Origin of the sequence: Nocardioides panacisoli (assembly GCF_039537325.1) — a bacterium.
Lineage (GTDB): Bacteria > Actinomycetota > Actinomycetes > Propionibacteriales > Nocardioidaceae > Nocardioides > Nocardioides panacisoli.
Genome location: NZ_BAABAH010000022.1, coordinates 20,120 through 37,053 on the forward strand (window position 1 = coordinate 20,120; position 16,934 = coordinate 37,053).

The following is a 16,934-nucleotide window of genomic DNA, read 5'->3' on the forward strand; positions in this document are numbered from 1 at the left end:
GGCCTCAGTTTGTCACTGCGTCCTTGACCCCGAGGCGCGCGGGCGTGTCGTCGTCGCAGCCGGCGAAGAACGCGCCGACCACGTCGACCATCTGCGCGAACGACTTGGCCGCGAACAGCACCGGCTGGTAGTGGGTGATGTCGTAGTCGATCGTCGACATCGCCGCGAAGTCGATCGGCCGGATCTCCATGTGCCGGAACTCCTCGATCTCGCCGTAGGACGAGAGGATGCCGGCGCCGTAGGCCTTGAGCTCCCCGTCCTCGTGCAGGACGCCGAACTCGACGGTGAACCAGAAGACGTCGGCGACCATCTGCAGCCCGGCCTTGGTCTCCATCCGGCGCGCAGCGGCTCCGGCGAGCCGGTTGACCTCGGCGACCTGCGGGTCGGCGAGCAGGTTGCCGTGGCCGATGACCTCGTGGATCAGGTCGGGCTCGGGCGTGTAGAGGGGCACGGCGTGGTGCCGCAGGTACTGCGTGGAGTGGAAGATCCCGTCCTCCAGCGAGCCGTAGAACTCCTCCAGCGGCACGATGCCGGCAGCGGGGACGTAGGAGAACCCGGTGAGCGGCTGCAGCCCGGCGGTCACCTCGTCGAGCTGGGGCACCCGGTCCTTGGGCAGGTCCAGCGCGGCCACGGCGTCGTTGTAGGCCCGGCAGGCGTACTTCTCGTGCAGGGGATCGATGTGCTCGCGGACCGTGCGCCAGACCTCGTTCTCGACGTCGGAGTAGTCGATCCGCGGCAGCGGCGTGCCCGGCTGCCAGGTCAGGGCGGCACGCGCGATGTCGTTGCGCCGGGCGCGGTAGGCCTCGTCGTTCACCCCGGGATGATCGTCACCCAGGTGCACCGTGACGCTGCCGTCGTCGGCGGTCGTCACCGGTGAGTAGAGCTGGGCTTCCTCGAACATCGCACGCCTCCCTCGACGGGCGCACGTCGTCGTACGCCCTCGATCTTCACGCTACGTCGACGGAAGATCTGCGGCAACCGGACGCGCAGGCAGGAAGCCTGCCGTCCGGATCAGGCGAGGAGCCGGTCGATCTCGGTGAGCAGGGTCTTGCGGCTCTTGCCCGCGGCCTCCTGGTCGCGCACCCGCCTCAGGTCGGCGGCGGTGAGGCCGGCGAGCTGCGGACGGATCTCGGCGACGGTGAGGGCGTCGTAGCCGTCGATGGGGTCCGCGGGCGGCGGCGCGACGGGACGGGTGGTGGCCGGCTGCGACGCGGACCGCTGCCCACGCCCGACGAGCTTCGGCGCCTGCATCACGCTGCCCGCCAGCTTCCCCGCGGTCGCGACGCCGGCTCCGACGGTCTTCCTCGCCTCGGTCGTCACCGCGTCGAGGACGGTGAGCAGGGCCGAGGTGTAGTCCTTGCTGCTGGCGACCAGCCGGTTCGCGACGTTCTCGGCCTCGGCGCTGGTCAGCGTGCCGCGGGCGACCAGGTCGTCCATGACCTCCTGGAGCCGCGCGCGCTGGATGGTCACGCTGTGCTCGAGAGCACCCTGGAGCGCCCTCAGGTTCTTCGCGACGGACGCCATGTCACGGATGCTAGACCTCAGTCGTAGCCCGCCTCCACCTCCCAGCCGGACAGCCGCCACCGCATCAGCCAGGCGCGACCGTCGACGCCGACCACCTGGAACCGTGCCGACCTTCCGTCGCCGCCGTCGGCCGTCCACCAGCCCTCGTCGACCGGCCACGGCCCGGCCCAGGAGGCGATCGGCTGCCACGGGAGCGCCGGCCGCGAGCCGGCGAGCTTGAACCGCCACGGCTCCCCCGTCACCACGCCGCGCTCGGTGACGCCGACGGTGCGGCCGGACTCGTCGACCACCTCGGCGAGGACCGGCTTGGCGAACACCCGGGCGGGTGCCGGGCCGGGGATCCGGCCGGGCCAGGGTCGGTCCAGCGGCCGCAGGCCGACCGCCCGCTCGCCCCAGGGCACCATCGCCTGCCGGTCGGCGGCGCTCCGCCCGCCCTGCAGCACCGGGACACGTACGGCGTCGTAGCCGACCATCGCCTGCACCCGGGCGACCCCGCGCACCACCTCCTCCGCCGCGCCGCCGCCCCACAGCCCGTCGGCGTGGTCGCCGGCGGGCTCGACGGTGTCGGGCAGGAACCTGACCCGCTCGATCGGGGCGGTGATCTCGCCGCTGTCCTTGCGGCTGCGCAGGCCCGAGGTGGGGATGCTCGCCTGCAGCTGCCAGTGCACCCGGTCGACCAGGTCGCGCGAGGTGAAGCATCGGGGGTGCAGCCAGGTGCGTGCCGAGGTCACGACGCCGTCGGACTCCGCCTCGATCCGCACCCCGGTGGCCACCAGCTGCCGGTCGGCGAGCCCCGCGACGAACCGCTCCGCGGTCGTGCGCACGCTGAAGGTGACCGCCTCCGCGGAGTCCAGCGGTGGCTCGAAGGCGATCTCGCGCGCGAGCTCCGGTGGCGGCTGGCGCGACGGCAGGTGCTCGGCGGCGGCGCCGAGCACCCGACGGTGGAGCATGGCGCCGTGGGAGCCGAACCGGTTGCTCACCTCGGCCGGTGACAGCCGGCCGAAGTCGCCGAGCGTGTGCAGCCCGAGCCGGCGCAGCAGGTCGGCGAGCTCGCTCCCCAGCACCTGGACCGGCAGTGGTCGCAGGAACTCCGCGGCACCGCCCGCCGGGACCACCACGCAGCCCTGCACCGGAGCCGTGCGCGCCGCCTGCTCAGCGGTGAACAGGTCGTCGGCCACGCCGAACCGGCAGTCCCACACACCGGTGGCGACCAGGTGCTCGGCGATCAGTGCCGATGCCGCCTCCTCGCCGTCGAACCCGCCTCGAGCGAAGTAGCGCCCCGGAGCCGGCAGCACCATCAGCCCGGGCCGGATCGGCGCGACTCCCGGCCGGACGTCCTCGACCGCGGTCAGCACCGGCTCGAAGTGCCGGGCGTCGCGGTCGGGGTTGGCGGGCAGCAGCACCAGCTCCGGGCACCGCGCCTGGGCGTCGCGACGGCGCTGACCGCGCCGTACGCCCTCCTTGCGGGCTGCCGCGTTGCAGACCTCGACCACGTTGTTGGCCAGGACCGCCGCGGGAGATCCCGGCGTCGCGACCTCACCCGCCTCGGCGGCCTCGGCGAGAGCCGCGACGACCGACCAGTCGGGACACCAGACGACGAGCGTGCGGGACATGGCTACCCCGTCGGGAAGACCAGGTCGGCACGGGTGGGCTGCCGCGCACCACGACGTACGGCGATCCGCACCTGCCGCTCGCGGAGCCTGCCCTCGCCGCGGCCGGCCCCCGTCCACTCGGTGTGCTCGGTGGTCAGGCGGGCCTCCGGCGATGACCACTCGCCCCACACGACCAGCGCAGCCGAGCGGGCCCGCAGCCGTGCCTCGACCACCGACATCGACTTCGGGTCGACGCGGCCCGGCGGGCAGAGCACCACCACGCGCAGCACGTCGACCAGCGCGGCGACGACCTCCAGCCAGTGCTCCCCCGGCTCGGGGACGAGCACGGTGCGGCCGAGGTCGATGCCCCACTGCGCCGCCGCCTCCGCACCGAAGTCGGACCAGCCCGCGAACCCGACCCACTCCCCCGCGGCCGAGGCGCCTGCGGCCATCGCCAGCGCGAGCGACGCGGTGTCGACGGTGTAGCTCGTGCCGACCCGCATCGCCACGACGTCCTGCAGCACCGGGTGCACCGGGACCGGTGTCCGCGCCGGGCCGCCCTCGAGCGTCCGGATCCGCTCGCGCAGCTGCTCGACGACAGCCAGCGGCTGTGCCTGAGCGGCTTCGACGGGCAGGGCACTCACTCAGCCATGATCGAACATCTGTTCGATCAATGCAAGCGCGCCGACCTCCTCCACTCGCGCCGGGAACGGCTGACCGTCAGGTCGCAGGCCTCCTGCCACTCCTCGGCCCCGACCGCCGCGGCGGCGTGGTGCGTCCACCCCTTGGCCTCGGCGACCACGTGCCGGAGCAGGTCGACCAACCGCTGCTCGCTGTCGCCGACCGTCGACTCGGCGATCCCGACCAGCGCGGAGTGCACGATGATCGGCGCGCTGCGCCGTCCGAACCTCTCCGCTGTGCCGAAGCCGATGCCGCAGAACTCGCGCGCCCAGTTCCGGGCGAGCGGCACGTCGGCGAGCGCGGTCCTGACCCGTGGCGACACCTCTTCCAGGGGTCTCCCGTCCAGCTCGTTGAGCACCCGCTCGCAGGTCATCAGCCCCACCGCAGCGGTGCGCTGTCGGTCCTCCGCCGCGACCGGGAGGGCGGCCAGGGCCACCTCTCTGGCGAGCAGGGCGGCGAACCTCGGGTCGTCGGAGTCCAGGCCGATCACCTCGGTCACCAGCGGGGCGATCCGGTTGCGCGCCTCGTCGCCGATCCGGTCGTTGACCTCCCGCGCCACGCCGGCGAGCAGCGGGTGGGTGCACGCTGGATGGTCCGACCACCGCTCACCTGCGAGGAACGAGGCCAGCTCCATGAAGCAGGCACCACGACGGGGGTTCCGGTGCTTGCCCCTCGACAGGACTGGAACCAGGTCAGGCGCCCGGTCGCGCGTCACCCGGCCAGTCTGCGCCTTCTGACGCCCCGACTCAACGGGTGCGGGCTATCGCTTGCGCTTCTCCCGCGGCTTCACGTTGATCACGATCGGCGTGCCGACGAAGCCGAACTGCTCGCGCAGCCGCCGCTCGATGTACCGCTCGTAGCCGGCGTCCAGCTTGCCGGTCGTGAACAGGGCGAAGGTCGGCGGCGAGGTCTGCGGCTGGGTGCCGAACAGGATCCGGGGCTGCTTGCCGCTGCGCACCGGGTGCGGGTGCTCGGCGACCAGCCGCCCGAGGAACGCGTTGAGGGCGCCGGTGGAGATCCGGGTCTCCCAGCCCTCGATGGCCTTGTCCAGCGCCGGCACCAGCCGGTCGACGTGCCAGCCGGTCCGGGCGGTGATGTTGATCCGCGGGGCCCACTGCACCTGCACCAGGTCGCGCTCGATCTCGCGGTCGAGGTAGTAGCGCCGCTCGTCGTCGACCAGGTCCCACTTGTTGAACGCGATGACGAGCGCCTTCCCGGCCTCGCGCACCTCCTGCAGGATCCGCATGTCCTGCTCGGCGACGGACTGCTCGGCGTCGAGCACCAGCACGCACACCTCGGCCCGCTCGATGGCGGTCGAGGTGCGCAGCCAGGCGTAGTACTCGTGGCCCGACGCCTCCTTGACCCGCTTCCGGATGCCGGCGGTGTCGATGAAGCGCCAGGTGCGGCCACCGAGCTCGACCAGCTCGTCGACCGGATCGACCGTCGTGCCGGCGACGTTGTCGACGACCACCCGCTCCTCTCCGGCGAGCCGGTTGAGCAGGGAGGACTTGCCGACGTTGGGCCGGCCCACGATCGCGATCCGGCGCGGGCCCCCGAGCGGGGTGTCCTGCTCGGGCGGCGGCTCCGGAAGCGCCGCGAGGACGGCGTCGAGCAGGTCGCCCGATCCGCGGCCGTGCAACGCCGAGACCGGGTAGGGCTCGCCGAGCCCGAGGTTCCAGAGACCGTAGGCCTCCGCCTCGGCGCGCTCGTCGTCGACCTTGTTCGCGGCGAGGATCACCGGCTTGCCCGACTTGCGGAGGATCTTCACGACGGCCTCGTCGGCGTCGGTGATCCCGACGGTCGCGTCGACGACGAACAACGTCGCGTCGGCGAGGCCGATGGCGATCTCCGCCTGGGCGGCGATCCGCTCGGCCATCCCCCGTGCGTCCGGGTCCCAGCCGCCGGTGTCGACGACCGTGAACGCACGGCCGTTCCACACCGCGTCGTAGGAGACCCGGTCCCGGGTCACCCCGGGGACGTCCTCGACGACCGCCTCCCGGCGGCCGAGGATCCGGTTCACCAGGGTGGACTTGCCGACGTTCGGCCGGCCGATCACGGCGAGCACCGGGACCGGGCCGGCCACCTGCTCCGGCTGGATCTCTTCGGTGTTCATGCGCCTCGTTCCTTCATCACGTCGTCGGCGGGGTCGGGCTCGATGTCGCCCGCAGGAAGCGGGCCGGGCAGGGTGCGCCCGGTCTCCGCGAGAGCCGCCGCCAGGCCGGCCCGCATCTGGTCGTGGAGCCGCAACGACGCGGCAGTGACGTGCTGTTTCCCCCGAGGCCATTCAACCGTCTGCAGCGGCAGGGGATTCCCGATCACGATGTCGATCCGCGCACGTCGCGGCGGGATCGACCCGGACCGCTCGCCCGGAAGCCGGGTCCCGAGGAACGTCACCGGGAGCACCGGGGCGCCGGTGACCATGCCGAGGTAGGCCGCCCCGCGGTGGAACGTGTCGAGCTCGCCGGAGCCCCGCGTCCCCTCCGGGAAGACGCCGACGCAGTGGCCGTCGCGCAGCACCCGCAGCGCGGTCCGGATCGCCAGCGGGTCGGTGTGGAAGCGGTCGAGCCGGATCTGGCCGACGCGGTCGAGGAACCAGGCGAGCGGCCCCTTGTACATCTCCAGCTTCGTCCACGCGTGCACCGGTCGTGGCAGCAGGAACGCCATGAACGGCCCGTCCGCGAAGCCGACGTGGTTGCCGGCGACGACGACCGGACCGGACGACGGGAACCGCTCGGGGTGGTGGACGTGCACGTCGTAGTAGCGGCGGACGACGAAACGCCCGAACCACGCGCCGCCGTAGAGCAGCCACCGCGCGGGGTGGCGTACGTCGTCGGACCGCGGCAGGTCGCGATGGCTGGTCACGTTCTCGCGGTGGCGCGTTCGGTCACCAACCCGGCCACCAGGTCGATCACCTCGTCCAGGGTGAGGTCGGTGCTGTCGACCTGGACGGCGCCCTCGACCATGGTCAGCGGCGCCACGGCGCGCCCGGAGTCGATCCGGTCGCGGCTGAGCAGGGAGGCCTCGGTCGCGGAGAGGTCGGCCGCGCCGTTCTCGGCGGCGCGGCGGGCGGCGCGCGCGGACGGGTCGGCGGTCAGGTAGACCTTGACCTCGGCGTCAGGCCAGACGACCGAGGCGATGTCGCGGCCCTCGACGACGATCCCACCGTCGCCGATGATCTCGCGCTGGAGCGCGACCAGGCGCTCACGGACGGCCGGCACGGCGCTCACCGGGGACACCGCCGCGTTCACGGCCTCGCTGCGGATCTCCACGGACACGTCGCGGTCGTCGACGCAGATGGTGGGCGCCAGCGGGTCGGTGGCCGAGCGCAGCCGCGGGGCGGCGGCGTACGACGCCACCGCGGCAGGGTCGTGCACGTCCACGCCGTGCTCGAGGAGCCACCACGTCACGGCGCGGTACATCGCACCGGTGTCGAGGTACCGGATGCCGAGCCGGGCCGCCACGCCCCGGCAGGTGCTGGACTTCCCGGAGCCGGACGTGCCGTCGACGGCTACCACGATCGTGCCCAGATCACCCGCGTTCACGGGCCACGATCCTACCGGTGAGCGTCCCATCCCCTTGATTCGAGAGCGTCGAGCAGCGCCGTGGCGCGATCAGCGGCGACGTCGAGCTCGACCAGGCCGACCGGACGGCCCGGGTCGTGGTCGATGCGGACGTCCTCGATGTTGACGTCGCTCTCGCCGGCGTCGGCGAACAGCCGCGCGAGCTCGCCGGGGTGGTCGGGGACCGACACCCAGACGGTCGCCATGGCCTGGAGCGGGCCGCCGTGCTTGCCCGGGATCGCGCGAGTGCCGGCGACACCGTGGGCCAGCAGCGACGCCAGCCCGTCCCGGTCCCCCGCCGCGACCGCTTCCGCGGCCAGGTCGAGCCGCTGCTGCAGCTCGGCGAGCAGGTTGGTGACGGCGATCGCGTTGGCGCCGATGATCTGGCTGTAGAGGCCGGGGTCGCCCGCGGCGACCCGGGTCACGTCGCGCACGCCCTGGCCGGACAGCGCCAGGTGCTGCGGCGGCGCGCCGGCGAGGGTCCCGGCGACCAGGGCCGCGAGCAGGTGCGGCACGTGGGAGGTGCGCGCGACAGCCCGGTCGTGCTCGCTCGGCGAGAGTCGCACCGGGACGGCGCCGCACACCTCGACCAGCCGCTCGACGGCGTGCACGGCGTCCGGAGAGGTGCCGCCGCCGGGCGTGATCGCCCATGGGCGACCGTCGAACAGGCTCGCCGAGGCGGCCAGCGGCCCGGAGCGCTCGCTGCCCGCCATCGGGTGGCTGCCGACGTAGCGACTGACGGCCGGATGGCCCTCGACCGCCGCCAGCGGTCCGCTCTTCACGCTGCCGACGTCGGTGACGACGGTCTCGGGGCCGGCGGCGTCGAGCGCCGCGCGGATCGCCTCACCCAGGTGGTCCGGAGGTACGGCGACCACGACCAGCCGCGCGACGTCCCCGTCCTCGCGGGCGCGGCCCGCCCCGAGCCCCGAGGCCGTGCGCAGGTGCTCAGGGGCCACGTCGGAGAGCAGCACCTCGATCCCCGCGCGACGGCAGGCGAGCGCGATCGAGGTGCCGATGAGCCCGGCGCCGACGATCTCGACCGGCCCGATGCCCCTATCCGCCTGCGCGCTCACGCCCGACACCCTAGAGCCCGACCAGCTCCAGCAGCCCGCCGAGCTCGTCGTCGGTCAGCTCGCGGATCGCACCGGCAGGGAGCTTCCCCAGGTCGACCGGACCGAACCGGATGCGGGAGAGCTGCCGGACGGGGTGGCCGACGTGGTCCATCAGCCGGCGCACGATCCGGTTGCGGCCCTCGTGGATGACCAGCTCGACGATCGAGCGGTCGGCCGCGGTGTCGACGAGCCGCGCCCGGCGTACGTGCACGGGGCCGTCGTCCAGCTCGACGCCGGCGAGCAGGTCGGCGACGGTGCCGCGGGCGACCCGGCCCGCGACCTCGGCGACGTAGGTCTTCTCGACCTCGAAGGACGGGTGCGCCATCCGGTGCGCGAAGTCGCCGTCGTTGGTGAGCAGCAGCAGCCCGGAGGTGTCGGTGTCGAGGCGGCCCACGTGGAACAGGCGCTCGGGACGGTCCGCGACGAGGTCGGACAGGCTCCGCCGGCCCTCCGGGTCCGACATCGTCGACACGACGCCCCGCGGCTTGTTGAGCACCAGGTAGACGTGGTCGCTGATCGGCGGCAGCCGCTTGCCCGACACCTTGATCACCGCGGTGCGCGGGTCGACCTTGGTGCCGAGCCGGGTGATCACCTCACCGTCGACCTCGACCTCGCCGCCGAGCATCAGCTCCTCGCACTTGCGACGGGACGCGACACCGGACTGGGCCAGCAGCTTCTGCAGCCGGACCAGGCCCTGCTCGTCGGTCTCGATCTCGCGGGTCACTCGTCCTCGGAAGGGTCGGTTGCCGGCTTCGCCTCGCTCGCCGGCTCCGTGGCTCGAGCCAATTCTTCCTCCATGTCCTCGAGGTCGGGGAGGTACGGCGCCAGCTCGGGCAGCTCGTCGATGGACACGACGCCGATGCGCTCCAGGAAGTAGCTGGTCGTGCGGTAGAGCGTCGCGCCGTGCTCACCGTCCTGCCCGGCCTCCTCGACGAGCCCGCGGTTGAGCAGGGTGCGCATCACGCCGTCGACGTTGACGCCGCGCACGGCAGAGACCCGCGCGCGCGAGACCGGCTGTTGATAGGCGACCACGGCAAGGGTCTCGAGCGCCGCCTGGGTCAGCCGGGCCTGCTGGCCCTCGAGCACGAACGCCTCGACGACGGGGGCCATCTCCTCGCGGGTGTAGTAGCGCCAGCCGCCGGCCACGTTGCGCAGCTCGAAGCCCCGGCCCTGGTCGTCGTACTCGGCGGCCAGGGCCTGGAGCGCCTCGACGACCTCACCCGGCGGGTAGCCGACAGCGGTCGCCAGGGCGAGCTCGTCGAGCGGCTGGTCGGCGACCATCAGCACGGCCTCGAGGGCCGGCCGCAGCGGTGCCACGGGTACGGCGAGCGCCTCCTCGGGCTCCGTGGGACCTGTCGGCTCGTCAGTCATCGGTGCCCTCCTGCGTGGTGGCGTCGTCCGGCGTCGCCTCGCTCGCCGGCGCGCCCTCGAACTCGTCGATGTCGTCGATGTCGGTGTCCATGCCCGTCCAGCGCACGGTCAGCTCGCCGAGCGGGCTCATCTGGTCGAACGCGACGGCGCCCTCCCGGAACAGCTCGAGCAGGGAGAGGAACCGTGCGACGGTGGTCAGCGTGTCGGGCGAGTCGCGGCACAGCGCCCGGAACGTCATCGTGCCACCACGCTGCAGCCGCTCCATCACGACCGCCGCCTGCTCGCGCACGCTCACCGCGGGCGCGTGGATGTGGTGCAGGTTCAGCTCCAGCTCGGGCTTCGGCGCCATCGCCTTCGCCGCGAGCGCCGCGAACTGGTCGAGGCCGATGCCGATCAGCACCTCCGGCAGCAGCCCGGCGAACCGCTCGTCGAGGCCGACCGCGCGCGGGTAGCGCCGGGACTCGGCCTGCAGGCGCTCGTCGAGCACGCCCGCGATCAGCTTGTAGGCCTTGTACTGCAGCAGCCGCGCGAAGAGCAGGTCACGCGCCTCGAGCAGCGCGAGGTCCTCCTCGTCCTCGACGTCGCCCTGCGGCAGCAGCCGGGCGGCCTTGAGGTCGAGCAACGTCGCCGCCACCAGCAGGAAGGACGTCGTCTCCTCGAGGTCACTCTGCGCCGACGCTCCGGGAGGCAACCGCTTCACGTGCGCGATGAACTCGTCGGTCACCTGCGAGAGCGCGATCTCGGTGACGTCCAGCTTGTGCTTGGAGATCAGGCTGAGCAGCAGGTCGAACGGACCCTCGAAGTTGTCGAGGCGAACCGCGAACCCCGACGACTCCGCAGGGGTGTCAGGCACGCAAGCGCCTCACGATGGCCGAGTCCTCCCCGCGGGCGTCGAACTCCTCCAGGACCAGGTGCAGCGCCTCGCGCACCAGCCGGCCGCGGTCGACGGCCACCCCGTGCTCGCCCCGCAGCTTGAGCCGGGTCTGCTCGATGTCGATGAGCTCCTGGGCGGTGACGTAGACGGTCATCTTCTCGTCGTGCCGGATCCGTCCGCTGGCCCCCTTGGGAGCCGGCTCGGCCGCCTCGGAGCCGGACTGGTCGATGCCGGTGTCGGGTACGGCGCGGACGGTGGGCTTGTCGGCGGTGGGCCGGAACAGGTCGTCGGCCGCCGGCAGGTTCACGCGTCGAGGCACCGCACCGCCACCTCCTTCGCGAGCTGCCGGTAGGCGTCGGCGCCCGTGGAGGAGGATGCGTAGGACGTGATCGGCTCGCCGGCCACGGTGGAGTCGGAGAACTTCACGGTGCGCCGGATGACGGTGTGGAAGACCTTGTCGCCCCAGGCCTGCACGAGGCGCTCGAGCACCTCGCGGCCGTGCAGGGTGCGGCCGTCGTACATCGTCCCGAGCACGCCGTCGATCTCCAGCCGCGGGTTGAGCCGGGCCTGCACCTTGTCGATGGTCGTCTTGAGCAGGGCGACCCCGCGCAGCGCGAAGTACTCGCACTCCAGCGGCACGATGACACCGTCGGACGCCGTGAGCGCGTTGACGGTCAGCAGGCCGAGCGACGGCTGGCAGTCGATGAGGATGACGTCGTAGTCCTTGACGGCCGACGCCAGCACCCGCTGCAGGGTCTGCTCGCGGGCGACCTCGTGCACCAGCTGCACCTCGGCGGCCGAGAGGTCGATGTTGGAGGGCAGCAGGTCCATCCCGGGCACGCCGGAGGGGACCACGACCTCCTCGAGCCGCACGTCCGGCTCCATGAGCAGGTTGTAGATCGTCAGCTCCATCTCGTGCGGGTTCAGCCCGAGGCCGACCGACAGCGAGCCCTGCGGGTCGAAGTCGACGAGCAGCACCTTGCGGCCGTACTCGGCCAGCGCCGCACCCAGGTTGATCGTGGTGGTCGTCTTGCCGACGCCGCCCTTCTGGTTGCACATCGAGATCACGCGCGCGTTGCCGTGCTCCGTGACCGGGCGCGGGTCGGGCAGGAACGGCATCGGCCGGCCGGTGGGGCCTAGCTCGGCCGGCGCGGGGACGGCGTCGGTGATCGCGAGCTCCTCCGCGACCTGCTCGGGCGGCGCGGAAGGCGCCTGCTCCGGGCGGTTGAACGGCAGGGGGGCCGTCACGTCTGCTCCCATCGTCGGCTGCGGAACGATCGCTCGCGGCGGCATGTCAGGAGCGCTCGAACCAGGGGTACCACCGAACATGCCCTCACCTCGTCGGTCGTGGGTTGCGGGCGGCTTCCCCACCGCCCGGGACGCCTCCATCCAACAATGTCGACACAGCGACATTGCGACGCCACGCCGTGCGGGCCGCTAGGTCCCGAGGCACCTCATGGCCGTGGTCCGCACGACCGCCTCGCCGGCCTCGTCGGAGGCCCCGAGCTCGACGGTCGCCTCGATCACCCAGTCGTGGTGGCCCGCCGGGTCGTGCAGGGTCTGCGTGACCGACCACGTGCCCGCGTCCGGGTTGCGGTCGATCGAGATCAGCTGCGGGCCGCGGGCGTCGGCATCGGTCAGGACGCGCTGGTGCTCCGCGTAGTACTCCTCGAGCGCGGCGTCCCACTGCGCCTCGGTGAAGTCGGGGCTCTCCTCCAGTGCGGCGAGCGCGCGTACGTCGTCGCGCGCCACCAGCTCCACCCGGCGCCACATCGCGTTGCGGACCATCACCTCGAACACCCGGCCCTGGCGGGACAGCGGGCGCGGAGGGGGTGGCGGCTCGTGGTGCGCGACCGTGCCCGGCACGTGGTCGGGGTGGTTGAGCGCCTCCCACTCGTCGAGCAGCGAGGAGTCGACCTGGCGGACCGTCTCGCCCAGCCACTCCACGATCAGGTCCAGCTCCTCGGTCCGGTGCGCCGCGGGGACGCTCTGCCGCAGCGCTCGGTAGGCGTCGGTGAGGTAGCGCAGCACGAGCCCCTCGGACCGCGCGACCTGGTAGCGGGACACGAGCTCGCTGAACCCCATGCCCTGCTCCCACATCTCCCGGACGACCGACTTCGGGTCCAACGCGTCCGGGGACAGCCACGGGTGCCGCTCGCGGTAGGTCTCGAAGAGCGGCTCGAGCAGGTCGGCGAGCGGCTTCGGCCAGGTGACGTCCTCGATCAGGGCCATCCGCTCGTCGTACTCCACGCCATCGGCCTTGAGCGCGGCGATCGCCTCGCCGCGGGCGGCGTGCTGCTGGGCGTAGAGCAGCGGACGTGGCGCCTCGAGCACCGCCTCGACGACGGAGAGCACGTCGAGGGTGAACGTGTCCGACTCGGGATCCAGCACGTCGAAGACCGCCAGGGCGAAGTGCGCGAGTGGCTGGTTGAGGGCGAAGTCGTCGGGCAGCGCCTCGGTCAGCACGTAGCGCCGCCCGAAGCGGTCGACCTCGTCCAGCCGCGTGAGCACGCCGGAGGCGAGCAGGCTGCGGGCGAGACGGACGGCGCGCTTCGCGAGCCTGAGCTGGGTGCGGCGGTCCTCGTGGTTGTCGGTCAGCAGCCGGCGCAGCACCGGGAACGCGTCCTCCTCGCGGGAGAGCACGTTGACCAGCATCGCGTTGTCGACCTTCATCTGCGACTTCAGCGTCTCGGGCCGGCCCTCGACCAGCTTGTCGAAGGTCTGCTCGGTCCAGACGACGGTGCCCGGCGGCGGCTTCTTGAGCTGCGCCTTGGACCCGCGCTTCGCGGCCTTGGCCTCCCCCATCGCGGCGTTCTTCGCCGCGGCCTTCGCCTTGGCCTTCTCGTTCTCGATCACGTGCTCCGGAGCCTGTACGACGACGTACCCGGCCGTGTCGAAGCCCGCCCGGCCCGCGCGGCCCGCGATCTGGAGGAACTCGCGGGTCCGGAGCACCCGGGACCGGCTGCCGTCGTACTTCACCAGCCCGGTGAACAGCACGGTGCGGATCGGGACGTTGATGCCGACGCCGAGGGTGTCGGTCCCGCAGATCACGGTCAGCAGCCCCAGCTGGGCGAGCTGCTCGACGAGCCGCCGGTAGCGCGGCAGCATCCCGGCGTGGTGCACGCCGATCCCCCGGCGCAGCAGCTTCGACAGCGTCTTGCCGAAGCCGGCGGCGAACCGGACGCCGGCCAGGCGCTCGGCGATCGCCTCCCGGTCGTCGCGCGAGGCATCGAAGGTGGCGACGTTCAGCAGCGCCGTGGCCTGCTCGACCGCGCTGGCCTGCGTGAAGTGCACGACGTAGACCGGCCCTTGGCCGGTGGTCACCAGCTGCTCGAGCGTCTCCAGCACCGGGTCCAGCGACCAGCTGAAGGTGAGCGGCACCGGACGCTCCGCGTCGTCGATGACCGCGGTCTCGCGGCCGTTGCGACCGCTGAGGTCCTTCGCCAGGTCGCTGACGTCCCCGAGGGTCGCCGACATCAGGAGGAACTGCGCGTGCGGCAGCTCGAGAAGCGGGACCTGCCACGCCCACCCGCGGCCGGGCTCGCCGTAGAAGTGGAACTCGTCCATGACGACCAGGCCGACGTCGGCGTCCGCGCCCTCGCGCAGGGCGATGTTCGCCAGCACCTCCGCCGTGCAGCAGATGACCGGGGCGTCGGCGTTGACCGACACGTCACCGGTCAGCATGCCGACGTTGTCCGCGCCCAGCACCGCGCAGAGGTCGAAGAACTTCTCGCTGACCAGCGCCTTGATCGGCGCGGTGTAGAAGCTCACCCGGTCCTCGGCCAGCGCCGCCATGTGCGCAGCGAGGGCGACGAGCGACTTCCCCGACCCCGTGGGCGTCGCGAGCACCACGTTGTTGCCGGCCAGCAGCTCGAGGACGGCCTCCTCCTGGTGCGGGTACAGCGCGAGGTCGCGCTGCTCGGCGTACGTGAGGATCCGCTCGTACGCCGCGTCCGTTCCGCCGTCGACCACCACTCGCTAGCGCACGATCTTGAAGTTGAAGGCCGGGGACCCGAGTGCGCCCATCAGCCGCAGCCACAGCGGCATGATCATCTCCGTGCCGCGGGCGGTCGTGATGTCGCCGAGGTCGATGATGTCGGTGTGGCCGAGCTCGCGGAGCAGCGCGACGACGGTCGCCTTCGCGGCGGCGTCGTCGCCGGAGACGAAGACGCTGGTCGGCTCCGGGAGCGTCTCCGGGTGCACCATCAGGCTGGCGGTGAGGGTGTTGAGCGACTTCACCACGCGCAGGTCGGGGAACTCCCGCTGGATGCGCTCCGCGACCGAGTCGGTGTCCGGGACCCCCATGCGCGGCGGGAAGCCCTGGCTGAAGTCCAGGGCGTTGGAGATGTCGAGGAGCACCTTGCCTGCGAGGTTCTCGGCACCAGCCTGCCGGAGCACGTCGAGCGAGGCGAGACCGCTGGAGGCGTTCACCACGAGCTCCGCGGCGGCCGCGGCCTCGGCGAAGGTGGCGAGCGCGACCGCCCGGTGGTCGGCCGCCCAGGTGGCGTAGGTGAGCCCGTCGAGCTCTGGCTCGTTGCGCGCGAGCGTGGCGCCGGGATCGCGGGTGCCGATGGTCACGGGATGGCCGAGCTCGTCGAGCCGGGCGGCGACGGTGCGGCCGACCACACCGGTGCCGAGGACGCCGATCTTCATGGTTGCTCCTTGAGAGGTGGTCAGCGCGCCCGGGGGTGGGACGTCGCGAAGACTTCACGCAGGTTGTCGACGGTGACCAGCGTGTAGACCTGGGTGGTCGTCACCGACGCGTGCCCGAGCAGCTCCTGGACCACCCGCACGTCGGCGCCGCCGTCGAGCAGGTGGGTGGCGAACGAGTGCCGCAACGTGTGTGGGGAGACGTCGCGGGTGACGCCGGCCCGATCGGCCGCCTTCTGCAGCACCGTCCAGGCCGACTGCCGCGACAGCCGGCCCCCGCGCGCGTTGAGGAACAGCGCGGGCGTGCCCTTCCCGGCGGCGACGAGCTCCGGACGGCTGCGCACGAGGTACGCCGACAGCGCCTCGCGTGCGTAGGACCCGACCGGGACGATGCGCTCCTTGCTGCCCTTGCCGCGCAGCCGGATGACGTCGACGGTGTCGACGGGGTCGACGGGGTCGCCCGACCCGTCCAGGTCGACGTCGTCGACATCGAGCCCGACGGCCTCGGAGATCCGGGCGCCGGTGCCGTAGAGGAGCTCGAGCAGCGCCCGGTCGCGCAGCGCGAGGGTGGTGCCGGGCGAGCCGGCGGCCTCGAGGATCGCCTCGACGTCTCCGAGCGGCAGCGCCTTCGGGAGCCGCTTGGCGGGGCTCGGCGGCTTGACCGCGGCGGCCGGGTCGGCCGTCGCGAGCCCGTCGGCGACCGCGAACTTGTGGAACCCGCGCACGGCGACCACGGTCCGTGCCGCGGACGACGCACCGAGCGGCGGGTGGCTCGCGTCGCCCTCGCGCAGCCGCACCAGGAAGTCCGTGACCGTCGCCTCGCTGACGTCCCCGAACCCGGCCGCTCCACGCTCCGCGAGGAACTCGCGGTAGCGGCGCAGGTCGCGCCGGTAGGAGGTCAGGGTGTTCGCCGCGAGGCCCTTCTCGATCCCGAGGTGGTCGAGGTAGGTCCGGATGCCGCGCTCGATCTCGGTGGGCGCGGGCGCTGCGGAGGCCGGTGCCGAGCTCAGCTCAGCACCTCCTCGGGGGCGATGGCGTCGATCCCCACGGCCGCGCCCACGGGAGCGTTGGTGAGCCGTCCGGCGTGGGTGTTCAGGCCCAGCGCGAGCGAGTGGTCGTCGCGGCAGGCCTGCTGCCACCCCTTGTCCGCCAGGGCGACCGTGTAGGGCAGCGTCGCGTTGGTGAGCGCGTAGGTCGAGGTGTTCGGCACCGCGCCGGGCATGTTCGCCACGCAGTAGAAGATCGACTGGTGGACCTGGTAGGTCGGGTCGGCGTGGGTCGTCGGGTGGGTGTCCTCGAAGCAGCCGCCCTGGTCCACCGCGATGTCGACCAGCACCGAGCCGGGCTTCATCTGCGCGACCAGGTCGTTGGAGACGAGCTTGGGCGCCGCGGCACCGGGGATCAGCACCGCGCCGATCACCAGGTCCGCCTCGGTGACCTGGCGCTCGATCGCCAGCTTCGAGGACGCCAGGCCGTGGACGCGGTTGTTGTAGCGCCAGAACGACATCCGCAGCTTGTCCAGGTCGGTGTCGAGCAGGGTCACGTCCGCACCCATGCCGAGCGCGATGTT

Annotated in this window: 18 protein-coding genes; all 18 read right to left on the reverse strand. The window is 72.6% G+C overall.

Features of this window, described 5'->3' with window-relative positions:
- Positions 1 to 4 precede the first annotated feature (4 nt).
- Entirely contained in the window at positions 5 to 901 is an 897-nt protein-coding gene (locus ABD709_RS20550) for a phenylalanine 4-monooxygenase (RefSeq protein ID WP_344778933.1), read from the reverse strand.
- Between the two features lie 110 nt (positions 902 to 1,011).
- Positions 1,012 to 1,524 carry a hypothetical protein gene (locus ABD709_RS20555; RefSeq protein ID WP_344778934.1) on the reverse strand — a complete coding sequence of 171 codons (513 nt, stop codon included), beginning with the start codon at positions 1,522 to 1,524 and terminating at the stop codon, positions 1,012 to 1,014.
- A 17-nt stretch (positions 1,525 to 1,541) separates the two neighbouring features.
- A complete protein-coding gene (locus ABD709_RS20560; protein WP_344778935.1) occupies positions 1,542 to 3,137 on the reverse strand; it encodes a DNA polymerase Y family protein in 1,596 nt (531 codons plus the stop codon).
- A gap of 2 nt (positions 3,138 to 3,139) precedes the next feature.
- Entirely contained in the window at positions 3,140 to 3,760 is a 621-nt protein-coding gene (locus ABD709_RS20565; RefSeq protein ID WP_344778936.1) for a hypothetical protein, read from the reverse strand.
- Positions 3,761 to 3,786: 26 nt separating this feature from the next.
- The gene (locus ABD709_RS20570) at positions 3,787 to 4,431 is read right to left on the reverse strand and encodes a hypothetical protein (protein WP_344778937.1); all 645 of its coding nucleotides are present in this window, start codon (positions 4,429 to 4,431) and stop codon (positions 3,787 to 3,789) included.
- A gap of 126 nt (positions 4,432 to 4,557) precedes the next feature.
- A complete protein-coding gene (der, locus tag ABD709_RS20575) occupies positions 4,558 to 5,910 on the reverse strand; it encodes a ribosome biogenesis GTPase Der (protein WP_344778938.1) in 1,353 nt (450 codons plus the stop codon).
- Positions 5,907 to 6,659 carry a lysophospholipid acyltransferase family protein gene (locus ABD709_RS20580; RefSeq protein WP_344778939.1) on the reverse strand — a complete coding sequence of 251 codons (753 nt, stop codon included), beginning with the start codon at positions 6,657 to 6,659 and terminating at the stop codon, positions 5,907 to 5,909. Before ABD709_RS20580 ends, der begins: the two co-directional genes overlap by 4 nt.
- Positions 6,656 to 7,339 carry a (d)CMP kinase gene (cmk, locus tag ABD709_RS20585; RefSeq protein WP_344778940.1) on the reverse strand — a complete coding sequence of 228 codons (684 nt, stop codon included), beginning with the start codon at positions 7,337 to 7,339 and terminating at the stop codon, positions 6,656 to 6,658. The genes ABD709_RS20580 and cmk overlap by 4 nt, the downstream gene beginning before the upstream one ends.
- An 11-nt stretch (positions 7,340 to 7,350) precedes the next feature.
- Positions 7,351 to 8,430 (reverse strand): prephenate dehydrogenase, encoded by a 1,080-nt coding sequence (locus tag ABD709_RS20590; RefSeq protein ID WP_344778941.1) that lies wholly within the window; start codon positions 8,428 to 8,430, stop codon positions 7,351 to 7,353.
- A gap of 10 nt (positions 8,431 to 8,440) precedes the next feature.
- Complete coding sequence (locus ABD709_RS20595) at positions 8,441 to 9,193, reverse strand: pseudouridine synthase (RefSeq protein ID WP_344778942.1); 753 nt, start codon at positions 9,191 to 9,193, stop codon at positions 8,441 to 8,443.
- Positions 9,190 to 9,840, reverse strand: coding sequence for an SMC-Scp complex subunit ScpB (scpB, locus tag ABD709_RS20600; RefSeq protein ID WP_344778943.1), 651 nt, complete (start codon positions 9,838 to 9,840; stop codon positions 9,190 to 9,192). Before scpB ends, ABD709_RS20595 begins: the two co-directional genes overlap by 4 nt.
- Positions 9,833 to 10,693: a segregation and condensation protein A gene (locus tag ABD709_RS20605; RefSeq protein WP_344778944.1), complete on the reverse strand. Its 861-nt coding sequence runs from the start codon at positions 10,691 to 10,693 to the stop codon at positions 9,833 to 9,835. Before ABD709_RS20605 ends, scpB begins: the two co-directional genes overlap by 8 nt.
- On the reverse strand, positions 10,686 to 11,033 hold the full coding sequence (locus ABD709_RS20610; protein ID WP_344778945.1) for a hypothetical protein: 348 nt from the start codon (positions 11,031 to 11,033) through the stop codon (positions 10,686 to 10,688). The genes ABD709_RS20605 and ABD709_RS20610 overlap by 8 nt, the downstream gene beginning before the upstream one ends.
- The gene (locus ABD709_RS20615; protein WP_425575206.1) at positions 11,018 to 11,974 is read right to left on the reverse strand and encodes a ParA family protein; all 957 of its coding nucleotides are present in this window, start codon (positions 11,972 to 11,974) and stop codon (positions 11,018 to 11,020) included. Before ABD709_RS20615 ends, ABD709_RS20610 begins: the two co-directional genes overlap by 16 nt.
- 177 nt (positions 11,975 to 12,151) lie before the next feature.
- Positions 12,152 to 14,686 carry a DEAD/DEAH box helicase gene (locus ABD709_RS20620; RefSeq protein WP_344778946.1) on the reverse strand — a complete coding sequence of 845 codons (2,535 nt, stop codon included), beginning with the start codon at positions 14,684 to 14,686 and terminating at the stop codon, positions 12,152 to 12,154.
- A 6-nt stretch (positions 14,687 to 14,692) separates the two neighbouring features.
- Positions 14,693 to 15,367 carry an NADPH-dependent F420 reductase gene (locus tag ABD709_RS20625; protein ID WP_344778947.1) on the reverse strand — a complete coding sequence of 225 codons (675 nt, stop codon included), beginning with the start codon at positions 15,365 to 15,367 and terminating at the stop codon, positions 14,693 to 14,695.
- Between the two features lie 20 nt (positions 15,368 to 15,387).
- Complete coding sequence (gene xerD, locus ABD709_RS20630; RefSeq protein ID WP_344778949.1) at positions 15,388 to 16,320, reverse strand: site-specific tyrosine recombinase XerD; 933 nt, start codon at positions 16,318 to 16,320, stop codon at positions 15,388 to 15,390.
- A 50-nt stretch (positions 16,321 to 16,370) separates the two neighbouring features.
- Positions 16,371 to 16,934: alanine dehydrogenase (locus ABD709_RS20635; protein WP_425575207.1), on the reverse strand; the 564-nt coding region annotated here is incomplete at its 5' end.

Bases quoted from the DNA above. Each gene is read 5' to 3' on its own strand.
- der (WP_344778938.1), bottom strand. From the start codon at position 5,910: ATGAACACCGAAGAGATCCAGCCGGAGCAGGTGGCCGGCCCGGTCCCG.
- ABD709_RS20615 (WP_425575206.1), bottom strand. From the start codon at position 11,974: ATGGGAGCAGACGTGACGGCCCCCCTGCCGTTCAACCGCCCGGAGCAG.
- ABD709_RS20560 (WP_344778935.1), bottom strand. From the start codon at position 3,137: ATGTCCCGCACGCTCGTCGTCTGGTGTCCCGACTGGTCGGTCGTCGCG.
- ABD709_RS20550 (WP_344778933.1), bottom strand. From the start codon at position 901: ATGTTCGAGGAAGCCCAGCTCTACTCACCGGTGACGACCGCCGACGAC.
- ABD709_RS20555 (WP_344778934.1), bottom strand. From the start codon at position 1,524: ATGGCGTCCGTCGCGAAGAACCTGAGGGCGCTCCAGGGTGCTCTCGAG.
- ABD709_RS20570 (WP_344778937.1), bottom strand. From the start codon at position 4,431: ATGGAGCTGGCCTCGTTCCTCGCAGGTGAGCGGTGGTCGGACCATCCA.
- scpB (WP_344778943.1), bottom strand. From the start codon at position 9,840: ATGACTGACGAGCCGACAGGTCCCACGGAGCCCGAGGAGGCGCTCGCC.
- ABD709_RS20625 (WP_344778947.1), bottom strand. From the start codon at position 15,367: ATGAAGATCGGCGTCCTCGGCACCGGTGTGGTCGGCCGCACCGTCGCC.